11 protein-coding genes are annotated in these 13,914 nt (G+C 70.2%); all 11 read right to left on the reverse strand.

The window, feature by feature from the left end; genetic code table 11:
• Positions 1-64 precede the first annotated feature (64 nt).
• Positions 65-1,006, reverse strand: coding sequence for an alpha/beta hydrolase (locus tag ASG48_RS12205; protein ID WP_055850048.1), 942 nt, complete (start codon positions 1,004-1,006; stop codon positions 65-67).
• Positions 1,007-1,107: 101 nt separating this feature from the next.
• Positions 1,108-2,094 carry a tRNA pseudouridine(55) synthase TruB gene (gene truB / locus ASG48_RS12210; RefSeq protein ID WP_055850050.1) on the reverse strand — a complete coding sequence of 329 codons (987 nt, stop codon included), beginning with the start codon at positions 2,092-2,094 and terminating at the stop codon, positions 1,108-1,110.
• Positions 2,094-2,513 carry a 30S ribosome-binding factor RbfA gene (rbfA, locus tag ASG48_RS12215; RefSeq protein WP_055850052.1) on the reverse strand — a complete coding sequence of 140 codons (420 nt, stop codon included), beginning with the start codon at positions 2,511-2,513 and terminating at the stop codon, positions 2,094-2,096. The genes truB and rbfA overlap by 1 nt, the downstream gene beginning before the upstream one ends.
• Before the next feature lie 150 nt (positions 2,514-2,663).
• Positions 2,664-5,954: a translation initiation factor IF-2 gene (infB, locus tag ASG48_RS12220; protein ID WP_055850054.1), complete on the reverse strand. Its 3,291-nt coding sequence runs from the start codon at positions 5,952-5,954 to the stop codon at positions 2,664-2,666.
• 107 nt (positions 5,955-6,061) lie between these two features.
• Complete coding sequence (locus tag ASG48_RS12225; protein WP_055850626.1) at positions 6,062-6,691, reverse strand: RNA-binding protein; 630 nt, start codon at positions 6,689-6,691, stop codon at positions 6,062-6,064.
• A 64-nt stretch (positions 6,692-6,755) separates the two neighbouring features.
• Positions 6,756-8,354: a transcription termination factor NusA gene (nusA, locus tag ASG48_RS12230; protein ID WP_055850056.1), complete on the reverse strand. Its 1,599-nt coding sequence runs from the start codon at positions 8,352-8,354 to the stop codon at positions 6,756-6,758.
• A 117-nt stretch (positions 8,355-8,471) separates the two neighbouring features.
• On the reverse strand, positions 8,472-9,101 hold the full coding sequence (rimP, locus tag ASG48_RS12235; protein ID WP_055850058.1) for a ribosome maturation factor RimP: 630 nt from the start codon (positions 9,099-9,101) through the stop codon (positions 8,472-8,474).
• Between the two features lie 262 nt (positions 9,102-9,363).
• A complete protein-coding gene (locus ASG48_RS12240; RefSeq protein WP_055850059.1) occupies positions 9,364-10,065 on the reverse strand; it encodes a tRNA (guanine(46)-N(7))-methyltransferase TrmB in 702 nt (233 codons plus the stop codon).
• A 5-nt stretch (positions 10,066-10,070) separates the two neighbouring features.
• On the reverse strand, positions 10,071-11,312 hold the full coding sequence (metK, locus tag ASG48_RS12245) for a methionine adenosyltransferase (RefSeq protein ID WP_055850061.1): 1,242 nt from the start codon (positions 11,310-11,312) through the stop codon (positions 10,071-10,073).
• A 287-nt stretch (positions 11,313-11,599) separates the two neighbouring features.
• Entirely contained in the window at positions 11,600-12,058 is a 459-nt protein-coding gene (locus ASG48_RS12250) for a helix-turn-helix transcriptional regulator (RefSeq protein WP_055850063.1), read from the reverse strand.
• Positions 12,059-12,194: 136 nt separating this feature from the next.
• Positions 12,195-13,910, reverse strand: a complete 1,716-nt coding sequence (gene lnt, locus ASG48_RS12255) for an apolipoprotein N-acyltransferase (protein ID WP_244486895.1) — start codon at positions 13,908-13,910, stop codon at positions 12,195-12,197.
• Positions 13,911-13,914: the final 4 nt, after the last annotated feature.

Genomic DNA, 13,914 nt, shown 5'->3' on the forward strand with positions numbered 1-13,914 from the left:
GCTGACGTCCCTATAGGCGATTTTGCCGGCGAATGCAAAAGCGGCGCGCCCGCGGCCCCGCGCCTCAGCCGGCGAGGGCGCGCAGGAAGGCCGACACCTCGGCGCGAAGCCTCGCGGTCGCATCGATGCGCCCGCCCATCTGCAGGAAGCCGTGGATCATGCCGGGAAAGGCCACATGGGTCACCGTCACACCGGCGCGCGAAAGACGCTCGGCATAGGCCTCGCCCTCGTCGCGCAAGGGATCGCGCTCGCAGGTGACCACGAGGGCCGGCGGCAGGCCCGACAGGTCGGGCTCCAGCAGCGGCGAGACGGCGGGCGTCGCGCGCGCTGCGCGGTCCGGCACGAAGAGGTCGTTCTCGTAGGCAAGCGAGTCCCGCGTCATGACATTGCCCTCCTCCGTCTCCAGCGAGGCGAAGGCGCGATCGGGCGTGAGGTCGGTGTTGGGATAGAGATGCAGCGTGCCCGCGATCGCCGGGCCGCCCCCGCCGCGCGCCAGGATCGCGACGCGCGCGGCGAAGAGCCCGCCGATGGAATCGCCGCCGACGGCAAGGCGCCCGGCATCGAGGCCGAGCGCGGCGGCGCGGTCGACGAGCGCGGCCACCGCGTCGCGGCAATCGTCGAGGGCGGCGGGAAAGGGATGCTCGGGGGCGAGGCGATAGCCGACCGAGGCGAGCGCCCAGCCGCTCTCCGCCGCCAGCGCCCGGCAGGGCTCGTCATGAACCTCGATCGAGCCGGCGATCGCCCCGCCGGCATGGAACCAGACGAGAAGCGGCAGCGGCCTGCGATCGGAGGGGCGATAGAGGCGGACGGGCACCGGGCCGCCGCGCCCTGGACAGTCGAGATCCTCGACCGAGGCGAGATCGACCTTCGGCGCGCCGAAATCGGCAAGGCCGTCCGTCATCTCCCGCGCCTTTGCCAGCGCCTCGCGACCGTCCGCCGGCGCGGGCTGGGCGGCCTTGCGGCGGGCGAGGTCGTCGAGAACGGCCTTGGCCTGCGGATCGATCATGCCGGACGCTCCCCTTTCGCCGACGGGGCCGGCTGGTCGGGCCCTTAACTGCGGCCCGGCCCTGCGCGTTCCCCCCCGGCCGCGCGGCCGGGTCCGGGCGGTCAGCCCCGTCCGCCGAAGACGCGCTTGGGATGGAAGGCGCCTTCCTCGATCGCGCCGAGCGCCAGAAGCCGGCCGTGGCCGACGGCATAGGCCTCCTCGCAGAAGACCGGCGCGTCGCGCCCGCGCAGCAACACGGGATTGCCGGACAGGACGCGGCCGGCCTGCTCGTCGGTGAGGTTCACCTCGTAGAGATCCGACAGCGCCGCCTCGGGCGTGACGATATATTCGTCGAGGGGACGGAAATCGACGACCCGGGCCTTGGCGCCCGATTCCAAGGCGGCCTCGTCGAGGACCTCGAGCCCTTCCTCGGCGGCGAGCTCGAGGTCGGAGAGCTTGACCATGTCGGCCTCGCCGAAGGCGCCGACCGCGATGCGGCGCAGGTCGATCACGTGGCCGTAGCAGCCGAGATCGCGGCCGATGTCGCGGGCGATGGCGCGCACATAGGTGCCCTTGCCGCACTCGGCCTCGAAGACGCTCGTCGCCTCGTCCGGCATGGAGACGAGGTCCAGCCGGTGGACCGAGACGGTGCGCGCGGCGATCTCGACCAGTTCGCCCTCGCGGGCGAGATCATAGGCGCGGTTGCCGTCGATCTTGATGGCCGAGAAGCTCGGCGGCACCTGCGTGATCTCGCCCGTATAGTCGGGCAGGATGGCGCGGATCGTCTCGGCGGAGGGACGGATGTCGGAGGTCTTCACCACCGGACCCTCGGTGTCGTCGGTCGTCGTCTCCGCGCCCCAGCGCACGGCGAAGCGATAGACCTTGCGCCCGTCCATGACGAAGGGAACGGTCTTGGTCGCATCGCCGAAGGCGATCGGCAGCATGCCGGAGGCGAGCGGGTCCAGCGTGCCGGCATGGCCGGCCTTCTGGGCGAAATAGAGCCATTTCAGCTTGCCGACGGCGTCCGTCGATCCCATGCCCTTCGGCTTGTCCAGGATCACCCAGCCGTTGATCGGGCGTCCCTTCGGCTTCTTGCCGCGCCGTGCCATCAGTTCGTTTCCTCGTTGTCGTCGCCGTCGTCCGGGCCGAGGTCGCGCTGCACTTCCGGCGAGCGCAGGAGCGCGTCGATCCGGGCATAGTTGTCGAAGCTCTCGTCCTCGCGGAAGCGGACTTCCGGCATGTACTTCATCTGGCGCAAAGCCGGCGAGAGCCGGCCGCGCAGATATTTCGCGTGGTTGTTCAGCGCCTTGACGAAGGGATCCATGTCGCTCTGTCCGAGCACCGTCACATAGGCGGTGGCGAGCTTGAGATCGGGCGTCATGCGCACTTCGGTGACGGTGACGACGGCCTTCTCCAGGAGCGGGTCCTGGATGTCGCCGCGCTGCAGCGTCTCGGTCAGGGCATGGCGCACCTTCTCGCCCACGGAGAGCTGGCGCTGGGAGGGACCCTTTGCCTTGGGGGAGGCCATGGCGATGTCTCTTTCGTGGTCGGTTGGCGGGGGCGGCGCGGCGGCCGCCGGGGCGCCCGCCCGGCTCGCGAGGAGCCTGGACGGGGTCTGCCCATACGACGAACGCGCCCGGCGGGGCCGGACGCGCTCCTCCGGTCTGGTCCGGTGTCGCTAGAGCTTGCGCGCCACGTGCTCGACGCGGAAGCACTCGATGACGTCGCCCTGGCGGATGTCCTCGTAGTTCTGGAAGGCCATGCCGCATTCCTGGCCGCCGTAGACCTCCGACACTTCGTCCTTGAAGCGCTTGAGCGTCTTGAGCGTGCCCTCGTGGATGACGACGTTGTCGCGGATGAGGCGCACGCCGGCACCGCGCTCGACCTTGCCTTCGGTGACGCGGCAACCCGCGACCTTGCCGACCTTGGTGATCTGGAAGACCTCCAGGATCTCCGCATTGCCGAGGAAGGTCTCGCGACGCTCCGGCGACAGGAGGCCCGACATGGCATCCTTCACGTCATCCACGAGATTGTAGATGATGTTGTAGTAGCGGATGTCGATGCCGTCGCGGTCGGCCGCCTGGCGGGCCTGGGTGTTGGCGCGCACGTTGAAGCCGATGATCGCGGCGTTGGAGGCCGCGGCCAGCGAGATGTCCGACTCCGTGATGGCGCCGGCGCCCGAATGGATGATGCGGGCGCGCACCTCGTCGGTGCCCAGCTTGTCGAGGGCGTTGACGATGGCCTCGATCGAGCCCTGCACGTCGCCCTTGATGAGCAGCGGGAACTCCTTGCGGCCGGTGTCCTGCAGCTGGCTCATCATCTGCTCGAGCGAGCCGCGCTGGCCGGCATTCTTGGCCACCTGCTTCTCGCGCGACAGGCGCTGGCGATATTCGGAGATCTCGCGCGCCTTGGCCTCGTTCTCGACCACGGCGAAGCGGTCGCCGGCCTGCGGCGTGCCCTGCATGCCCAGCACCTCGATCGGCATCGAGGGACCGGCCTCCTTCAGCGTCTTGCCCTTGTCGGTGACGAGGGCGCGCACGCGGCCCCACTCGTCGCCCGCCACGATGATGTCGCCCTGGCGCAGCGTGCCGGCCTGGACGAGCACGGTCGCGACCGGACCGCGGCCCTTGTCGAGCTGGGCCTCGATGACCGAGCCCTCGGCCGGGCGCTCGGGATCCGACTTCAGGTCGAGAACCTCGGCCTGGAGCAGGACGGCCTCGAGCAGGCCGTCGAGATTGATGCCCTTGGTGGCCGAGACCTCGACGTCGAGCACCTCGCCGCCCATCGATTCCACGAAGACCTCGTGCTGCAGAAGCTGCGTGCGCACCTTCTGGGCATCGGCGCTCGGCTTGTCGATCTTGTTGATCGCCACGATGATGGGCACGCCCGCCGCCTTGGCGTGATTGATGGACTCGATCGTCTGCGGCATGACGCTGTCGTCGGCCGCCACCACGAGGATGGCGATGTCGGTCACCTTGGCGCCGCGGGCGCGCATGGCCGTGAAGGCCTCGTGGCCCGGCGTGTCGATGAACGAGATCTTGTGACCGTCGTGCTCGACCTGGTAGGCGCCGATATGCTGCGTGATGCCGCCGGCTTCGCCGGAGACGACCTTGGTCTGGCGGATCGCGTCGAGCAGCGAGGTCTTGCCGTGGTCGACATGGCCCATGATCGTCACGACAGGCGGACGCGAGGCCAGGCGATCGGGGTTGTTGACGGCGTTGAAGATGCCCTCCTCGACGTCCGACTCCGCCACGCGGCGGACCGTGTGGCCGAATTCGGAGGCGATCAGCTCGGCGAGATCGGCATCGATGATGTCGCCCGGCTTCATCATCTGGCCCTGCGCCATCAGGAACTTGATGACGTCCACCGACCGCTCGGACATGCGGTTGGCGAGTTCCTGGATGCTGATGGTCTCGGGAATGATCACTTCGCGGGAAATCTTCTCACGGGGCTGGTTCTGCTGCGAACGCTTGAACTTCTCCTGACGGCGACGGATCGCCGACAGCGAACGGCCACGGGCGCCCTCGTCGGCCGAAAGGGCCTTGTCGAGCGTCAGCTTGCCGCTGCGGCGGCCGTCGTCGCGGCCCGGACGGGCGGGCTTGGCCGCCTCGGGGGTCGTGGCGGGCTTGGCGGGCGCACGGCGCGGGCCGGTGGCGATCCGGGCCCTCGCGCTGTCGTCCTCCTCCGTCGTCGTCACGCGGCGGCGGCGCTCGCCGACCGGCGTGCGCGCGGCGGCGGCCTCCGCGTCGGCGGGGCTAGCCGGCGTGGCGGAGGCGTTGGCGCCGCGGGCGGGAACACGGCGCTGCGACTCGGCCTCGGCCTTGCGGCGCGCGGCGGCCTCGGCCTCCAGACGGGCGGCCTCCTCGGCCTGACGGGCCTCGGACTCGGCCATCTCGCGCTGGCGGCGCTCGTCGTCGGCGATGCGGCGCGCCTCGTCGAGCTGGAACAGGCGACGGTCCTCGACCTCGCGCTGGCGGGCCAGTTCGAGCGCGCGGCGACGGGCATCCATCTCGCGCGAGGAGAGATCGGACAGGACGGCACCGCGCGGCTGGCGGGCGCCGGCCTGGGCGGCGGGCGCCGGACGGCGGTCGTCGCGACCGCCCGGGCGGCCCTGGCCGGAGCCCTGGCCGGGACGGTTGTTGCCGCCGGCCGCGCCGCGATCGGGCGCACCGCCGCTGCGCGGCGCCTGAGAGGAGCCGGGACGGTTGCCGTAGGGCGCGCCGGTGCGACCGGCGGGCGCCGAGGACGGCGCGCGCGGAGCCGAAGGCGCCGCGGCGCGGGGCGCCTGCGGTGCCGCCGGTGCCTGGGATGTCTGTGCCTGGGGCGCCGGAGCCTCGGACGCGGCCGGCGCCGGCGTCACGACCGGGGCGACGGCTTCGGCCGGCGTCGCGGCGACGGGTGCGGCGGGCTCGGGAGCCGCCGCCTCGGGCGCTGCAGCCTGTGCGGGCTCGGCGGCCTTCGGCGTCTCGGCCGTGGCGGCCTGGGGCGCGACCGGCTGCTCGTCGGCGACGGGCTGAGGCGCGGCGGGCGCGGCCTCGGCCACCGTCTCCTCGGCCTTCGGCTGGGAGCCCGGCTTGGGGCCGAGCTGGATCTGCGGCGGGCGGCCGGAATTGTGCGGCACGCTCGTGCCCGAGGGGCGCGAAACGGCGGCGGCCGGCGTCTCGGCCGCGGCGCGCGGCTCGGCCGGAGCCGGGGTCGGCACGCTCGGCACGGCCGCGGCGGCGGCGGGCGCGGCCTCGGCGGGGCGCGGCTTCAGGCCGGCCGCGACCGACGGCGTCGCCGCGGGCGCCACCTCGTCGGGCTTGGTCAGCCGCCGCTTCTTGGTTTCGACCACGACGTTCTTCGTGCGGCCATGGGAGAAGTTCTGACGCACGGTGGACTGCTGCTGCACGCCGCCCGGCTTCAGGGACAAGGTCTTCTTCGGTGTCACGCTCAGCGTCTTGTCGTCGCCGGACTTGGTATCGCTCATCTACGCTTCCGCTTCCTGCGCAGGATCGCTCCCGCGCGCTTCATCCGTACCAGGAGCGTCTCGATCGGGGCGCTCTTCGTCAGTCTCAGACGCCGTTCCCTGCGGCCCTAGAGGGGCTCTTGCGGGGAATCGCTATCAGGGTTTTCACCCCTGTATCGTGCGAGAGCGCTGAGACGCTTCGCGGCAGCCAAACCCGCATCGCCGGCAAGGATGGCTGCATGTATCACATTCCCCCCACCCAACGCCAAACCCAATTCGTCCGTCGAAAACGGACGATAGGCGGGAATCTCGATCCCCAGCGCCGATGCGGCCGTGCGACGCACGGATTCCATCTTTCTCACCCCGTCCGCCGACCCGTCGCGCGAGGCGATGAGGGCCAGGGCCTCGCCGGAGCGCAGCGCGCTCTCGACGCGGGTCGCCCCGGTGACGAGCTGGCGCGCCTTGCGGGCGAGCCCCATCGAGCCGAGCGTCGAGGCGACGAGAAGGGCGTCGACCAGGTCCGCGAGCCCCGCCGTGCCGCCCGCCTCGCGGCGAAAGGCCCGCGAGAAGAGCTTGCGGCGCACCGCCTCCTCGAGACTGGCCCGGCGCGCCTCGACATGGGCGCCGCGCCCCGGAAGACGCCGCTTCAGGTCGGGGACGACCGTGCCGTCCGGGCCGAGCACGAAGCGGATCATCTCGTCCGCCGGGAGCCGCGCGCGCGACAGGATGCACATGCGCCCGTTCACCAGCTCGTCCATCTCCTCGTCCGGCCCCTCGAAGGACGGGCCGGCGGCGCGATCCGCGCCGGTCACGCGGCAGGCCTCAGGCCTCGCCTTCCTCGTCATCGGTCTCGGGCTCGGGACCCTTCAGGTCCTCCTCGGTGATCCAGCCGGCCATGAGGCGCGCCTGCATGATCATGCGGTCGGCATCGACGCGCGAGATCTCGAACTTGGAGAGCGCGCCCTCGAACTTCTTGGTCTCGCCGTCCTTGCGCTCGGTCCAGCCGATCAGGTCGTCGGCGACGGCGCCGGCGAAGTCCTCGACCGAGCGGATCTCCGCCTCGCCGAGAGCGACCAGCATGGCCGTCGTCAGGCCGTCGATCTCTTTCAGATCCTCGTCGACGCCGAGTTCGACGCGCCGGGCGTCGAGTTCGGCCTCGCGCTGATCGAGATAGTCGCGGGCGCGGGCCTGGATCTCGCCGGCCGTGTCCTCGTCGAAACCCTCGATGGCGGCGACTTCGCCGACATCGACATAGGCCACTTCCTCGACCGTTGCAAAACCCTCGGAGGCGAGGAGCTGGCCGACCATCTCGTCGACATTCAGCGCCTCCATGAAGATCTCGGACCGCTCGGCGAATTCCTTCTGGCGCCGCTCGGACTCCTCCTGCTCGGTCAGGATGTCGATATCCCAGCCGGTGAGCTGCGAGGCGAGGCGCACGTTCTGGCCGCGACGGCCGATCGCCAGGCTTAACTGGTCATCGGGGACCACGACTTCAATGCGCTCGGCGTCCTCGTCGAGCACGACCTTGGCCACTTCCGCCGGCTGCAGCGCGTTGACGAGGAAGGAGGCGGCGTCCGGCGACCAGGGAATGATGTCGATCTTCTCGCCCTGCAGCTCGCCGACGACGGCCTGGACGCGACTGCCGCGCATGCCGACGCAGGCGCCGACCGGATCGACCGAGGAATCGCTGGAGACGACGGCGATCTTGGCGCGCGAGCCGGGATCGCGGGCCACCGCCTTGATGGTGATGATGCCGTCGTAGATCTCCGGCACTTCCATCGTGAAGAGCTTGGCCATGAACTGGGGATGGGTGCGCGACAGGAAGATCTGGGGCCCGCGCGGCTCGCGGCGCACGTCGTAGACATAGGCGCGCACGCGGTCGCCATAGCGGAAGAGCTCGCGCGGGATCTGCTCGTCGCGGCGCACGATGCCCTCGGCCTTGCCGAGATCGACGATCACGTTGCCGTATTCGACGCGCTTCACCGTGCCGTTGACGATCTCGCCGACGCGCCCGACGAATTCCTCGTACTGGCGGTCGCGCTCGGCGTCGCGCACCTTCTGGACGATGACCTGCTTGGCGGACTGGGCGGCGATGCGGCCGAAATCCATCGGCGGCAGCTGCTCGGCGATGAAGTCGCCCGGCTCGGCGTCCGGGTTCTTGTCGCGGGCGAGCTCCAGATAGATCTGGGTGTTCGGGTTCTCGACCTCCTCGACCACTTCCAGAAGCCGCTGCAGCTTCATCTCGCCGGTCTTGGTGTTGATGTCGACGCGGATATTGGTCTCCTGGCCGTAGCGCGAGCGCGCGGCCTTCTGGATCGCGTCCGCCATGGCGCCGATGACGATCTCGCGATCGATCGACTTCTCGCGCGCGACGGCGTCCGCGATCTGCAGAAGCTCGAGCCGGTTCGCACTGACTGCCATTGTCGTTCACTCCTCGTCGAGGGTCCGCACCGCAGGCGCCTTCAGCGCCGGTGCCGCCCGTCCCGTTCGTTCAGGCCCTGCCGCGCGCGCCGGGGTCCGGTGCGCGGCGCCGGCCCGTCAATGCTTCGTGGCCACGTCCGGCGTCTCGTCCGCCGCCGTCTCGTCGTCGTCCTCGCCCTCGAGCGGCGCCGCACCCCGCGCCTTGCGGGCGGCCTTGTCGGCCTTCAGCGAGGCCTGGATCAGGTCGTCCGTCAGGACGAGCCGCGCCTCGCCGACGGCATCGAGCGGGATCTCCACGCTCGTCGCCTCGCCATAGGCCGGCTGGTCGCGCTCCAGCGTGATGGAGTCGGCGCCGACCGCCACGACGCGCCCGCGGAACCGCTTGCGGTCGTGGACGATGCGATTGGTGTCGAGCTTCATCACGAAGCCGGCCCAGACCTCGAAGTCGCTCCGGCGCACCAGCGGCCGGTCGATGCCGGGCGAGGAGACTTCCAGATGATAGGGCTTGTCCGTCGGGTCCTCCACGTCGAGGATCGGCGAGATGGCCTTGGAGACCGCCTCGCAATCCTCGATCGCCATCGTGCCGTCCGGCCGCTCGGCCATGATCTGCACCGTCATGCCGTTGAGGCCGGAAATCTTCACGCGCACGAGACGATAGCCGATCTGCTCGATCGCCGGCTCGACGATGGCGGCGAAGCGGGCTTCGAGACCCTGCTCCTTCACGATGCGCTCTTGGCTGTCCGTCACGTTCGTCTGGCCGTCCCTTCGCGGACGCGGGCGCCTCGGCGGCGTCGCATCCTGTTGGCTGCCTGCGGGGCAGGATCCACGAGACGGGCGGCCCGGCCGTGCCGCACCGTTCCCGCCGCGAGAAGGCAATAAAAAAGAGCGGGACCGGGGGGACCCACTCTCACGCTTCCACCGCAGAGAATTTCGATGCTCTATAGACCCGTTCCGCCGATCCCGCAAGTCCGTCCCCGCCGGCCGCCTGCGCAGCGCGGCGGGCCGCCCCTCACAGGCGGCGGAAGGTGAGGTAGGCGGGCGCGCGGCCCTCGCGAAAGGCCTTGGCCTCGTAGCGGGTCCCAGGCCAGGCCTCGTAGGGGGTGGCGCGCGTCTCGCCCTCCAGTTCCTCGAAGCCGGCATGCCGCCCGACATGGGCGAGCGTCCACTTCACGTAGGTGTCGATGTCGGAGGCGAAGCGGAACAGGGCGCCCGGCCGCATGACGCGCGCGAAGCGCTCGAGATTGCGCGCACTCACGAAGCGGCGCTTGAAGTGGCGCTGCTTGGTCCAGGGATCGGGGTAGAAGAGATCGACGCCCGAGAGGCTCGCTTCGGGGAGCCAGTCGAGGAGGAAGGTCGCGTCGTCGTCGTAGAGGACAAGGTTCGAGAGCGGCGTCTCGTCCAGAGCGACCAGCATCTTGGCCATGCCGTTGACGAAGGGTTCGACGCCGATGAAGCCCGTCCCGGCATGGCGCGCCGCCTCGTGGCGCAGGTGCTCGCCGCCGCCGAAGCCGATCTCCAGGCGCACGGCCGAGACCGGCGCCGCGAAGAGCGTGCGCAGATCGGACGGGGCGGGCCTCGAGAGGTCGAGCCGCAGGCGCGGCAGCGCCTCGTCGATCAGCCCGGCCTGGCGGGGCCGCAGGCGCGGCCCCTTCACCCGGCCGTAGAAGGCCTCGCGCCGCCGGAAACTCGCCGGCGCGTCGTTCTCCACCATCGCCCTCAGCCCGCGATCGCGGCCTTGAGCTTGGGCACGAGATCGGTCTTCTCCCAGGAGAAGGAGCCGTCGCGGCCGGGCTTGCGGCCGAAATGGCCGTAGGCGGAGGTCTTGGCGTAGATCGGGCGGTTGAGGTCGAGATGGCGGCGGATGCCGGACGGCGACAGGTCGATCACCTGCCGGATCGCCCGCTCCACGTCGTCCTCGGTCACCTTGTGGCCGGTGCCGTGCAGGTCGACATAGACCGCGACGGGCTGCGCGACGCCGATCGCGTAGGCGATCTGGATCGTGCATTTCTCGGCGAGCTTGGCGGCGACGACGTTCTTGGCGAGGTAGCGCGCGGCATAGGCGGCCGAGCGGTCGACCTTGGTCGTGTCCTTGCCCGAGAAGGCGCCGCCGCCATGCGGGGCGGCCCCGCCATAGGTGTCGACGATGATCTTGCGGCCGGTGAGGCCGGCGTCGCCGTCCGGGCCGCCGATGACGAACTTGCCGGTCGGGTTGATGTACCAGACGCAGCTCTCGTCGATCGGAAGGTCGGCCAGCGCCTCGCGGATATAGGGCTCGACGACGGTGCGCACCTTGGCCGAATCCCAGGTCTCGTCCGTGTGCTGGGTGGACAGGACGATCGAGGTCACCGCCACGGGCTCGCCGTTCTCGTAGCGCACGGTGATCTGGCTCTTGGCGTCGGGGCCGAGGCCGGCGGCCTCGCCGGTGCCGGACTTGCGGGCGCTGGCGAGCAGCGACAGGATCTTGTGGGCGTAGAAGATCGGCGCCGGCATCAGCTCGGGCGTCTCGCGGCAGGCATAGCCGAACATGATGCCCTGGTCGCCCGCGCCCTCGGAATTGTCGGCGTCGGACGCCTTGTCGACGCCCTGCGCGATGTCGGCGGACTGGGAATGCAGGAGCACGTCGATCTTGGCGGTCTTCCAGTGGAAGCCGTCCTGCTCGTAGCCGATGTCGCGGATCGCCTTGCGCGCGGCGGACTTGAACTTGGAGGGATTGATGACCTCCTTGCCGTCCTTGCCCTTCTTCATCAGCGAGGGCGGCAGGCGCACCTCGCCGGCGATGACGACGCGGTTCGTCGTGGCGAGGGTCTCGCAGGCCACGCGCACGGCCCAGGGGTCCACCCCGCCCTTCTTGGCCTCCTTGTAGACGAGGTCGACGATCTCGTCGGAGATCCGGTCGCAGACCTTGTCGGGATGGCCTTCCGAGACGCTCTCGCTCGTGAACAGGTAGTCGCTGCGCATGGTGCTTCTCAGACCCTCTTGTCGTGACGCTCCGGCGCGCGTGGAGCGGCGGCCGTCCGGACGTGCCGGCGACCCGGCCGGACACAAGCGTCGGGCCGCCCATGCCCTGCGGCGCGGTCGGCCCTGTCGGCGCGAGGCTTTGGGATAATCCGGCGGGAAGGTCAAGGCGAAAGGGCGGCGGGGCGGTCGTGCCGCCCGCATGAGGGCGCCGTGGTTCCCGCGGCCCGGTCGTGGCAAGCCGCCGCGGCGTCCGCCCGCCGGTGGCGCGGCGGGCCTTCGGGCAGGCGTCAGGCCTTCGTCTCGACCTTGGCCTCGGCCTTGGCATCCGCCTTGGAGTCCGCCTCGGCGGCGTCCGCGAAGCTCTTCACGAGGTCGATGATGCGGCGCCGGACCTTGGGATCGGAGATGCGGATGAAGGCGCGGGTGAGCTGCAGGCCTTCGGAGGAGGAGAGGAAGTCGGCCACGTAGTCGGGCGCGGCGGGTTCGTGCAGGCCGCCCGCTCCGCCCGAGCCCGGCGCGTCCTCGAAGAAGTAGGACACCGGGACGTTGAGCACTTCGGAAATCCGCTGCAGGCGGCTGGCGCCGATGCGATTGGAGCCTTTTTCGTATTTCTGGATCTGCTGGAAGGTGATCCCTAGACTTTCCCCCAGCTTCTCCTGGCTCATTCCCAGCATGGTCCGGCGCAGACGCACCCGGGACCCGACATGCTGATCGATCGGATTGGGTTTCTTCTTGTTCTCGACCACTTGCTTGCCCCTCGTATACGCCCGCGTTGCACGAGGCCGAGGCCCCGACTCGTCACGGATGCAGTGCGTTGCCGCCCCGCTGGACGATTTCCCCCAACGTCCAAGGAAACCGGGTTAAGCGCCTACCGCAAGGCGGTCAATCAATCCTCGCGCGCATCGTCCACAAAGACGCCACCGCAACCGCACATGTCATTGCGAATAAAACCCAAAATGGAATATAGCGAAATCTTGCATAGATCGTCGCATCCGCCGCTTCGGGTAAGAGAACCTCTATAGTTCCCGTCGAATTCAGAGATAATCCTGCCACGAGACGACCATACGCGTCCGTCACGACGGATACACCCGTATTCGCGCTACGCACCAGAGGTAGACCGAACGCGACCGCCGTCGCCTCGGCCAGGCGCAAGTGCTGATAGGGCCCGGGCGTTGCGCCGTACCACGCGTCGTTGGTGACGTTGACGAGGAAGCCGGGCCTCTCCGCCCCCTCGCCCGCCGCGATCTCGCCGGGAAAGATGATCTCGTAGCAGACGAGCGGCAGGAAGGACGGCGCGCCCGCGAGCGGCACCGGGCTGCGCGTTCCGCCGGCCGAGAATCCGCCGGGCAGGTCCGTCAGCTGCCGAAGGCCCAGACCTTCGAGAAAGGACTGCAGCGGCAAGTATTCGCCGAACGGCACGAGATGAACCTTGTCGCGCGCGTCGAGGATCGCGCCCTGGTCGTCGATCACGTAGACCGAATTGTAGACGGGGTCGCGGTCGAGATCCTCGCCCTCGATGCGGGCGGCGCCCGCGATCAGCGTCTCGCCGGGCTGGAGCGCGTCGGCGATGCGGGCGATGGCCTCCGGCGTCTGGGTGAGGATGAAGGGGAAGGACGATTCCGGCCAGACGACGAGCGTGCGGCGCTCGGTCGTGGCGGCCGCGACGTCGATCACCTTGGCGCCCGCGCCGGACACGTTGGCCGATGCCGGCGCCGGCCTGCCCGCCTCCTGCGGCGGGCGGCGCGTCGTGGTCAGCGTCAGATGCCGGTCGAAGATCCGCTCGGCCTCCGCCGCGTCCCATTTCAGCGCCTGCAGGATGTTCGGCTGCACCACGCGCAGGTCGACGGTCTCCACGAAGCGCGTGGGATGGGCGGCGAGGCGCCAGGCGCCGAAGCCGAGATGGAAGAGGGCCAGAAGGACCGCGATCGCGATCACCGGCCGGGCGCCGCGCCGGTCGACGAGGGCGGCGGGCGCGGCGAAGACGAGGACCGCCATCAGCGTCAGCCCGTGCAGGCCGACCAGGGAGAGCGTCTGCATGGCGACGGGCACGGGGGCGGCCATGAGGCCGATCTCGTTCCAGGGAAAGCCGGTGAGGACGATGCCGCGCAGGTATTCGGCGAGCGCCAGCGACCCGGCCAGCGAGAAGAGGCGGAAGGCGCTGTCGCTCCAGACGCTTCGCGCGAGCGCGGCCGCCGCCCCGTAGAAGAGCGCCAGGACCGCCGGCAGGCCGAGGACGGCGAAGGGGATGAAGACGGCGAAGCTGCCGGCATCCACCATCATGGCCGCGCCGAGCCACCACAGGCCCGCCACGAAATAGCCGAAGCCGAAGAACCAGCCGCAGGCGAAGGCCGAGCGCACCGAGCGCCAGCGCGAGCCCGGCTCCACGCCGACCCCGTCGAGAAGCCAGACGAGCAGCGGGAAGCTGACGAAGGCGACAGCGGGAAAATTGAAGGGCGGCAGCGCCAGGACGGCGAAGGCGCCGGCCACGAGCGCCAGCGCGGCGCGGCGCCAGCCGTCGAGAAGGACGACGGCGCCGGCGAGACGCTCCAGGCGGCGCGCGACGAAGCCCCTGCGGTCTCGATAGGCGATTGCGGTCAAGGGC

It is taken from the genome of Aurantimonas sp. Leaf443, assembly GCF_001425575.1.
In the GTDB taxonomy this organism is placed as follows: Bacteria; Pseudomonadota; Alphaproteobacteria; order Rhizobiales; family Rhizobiaceae; genus Leaf443.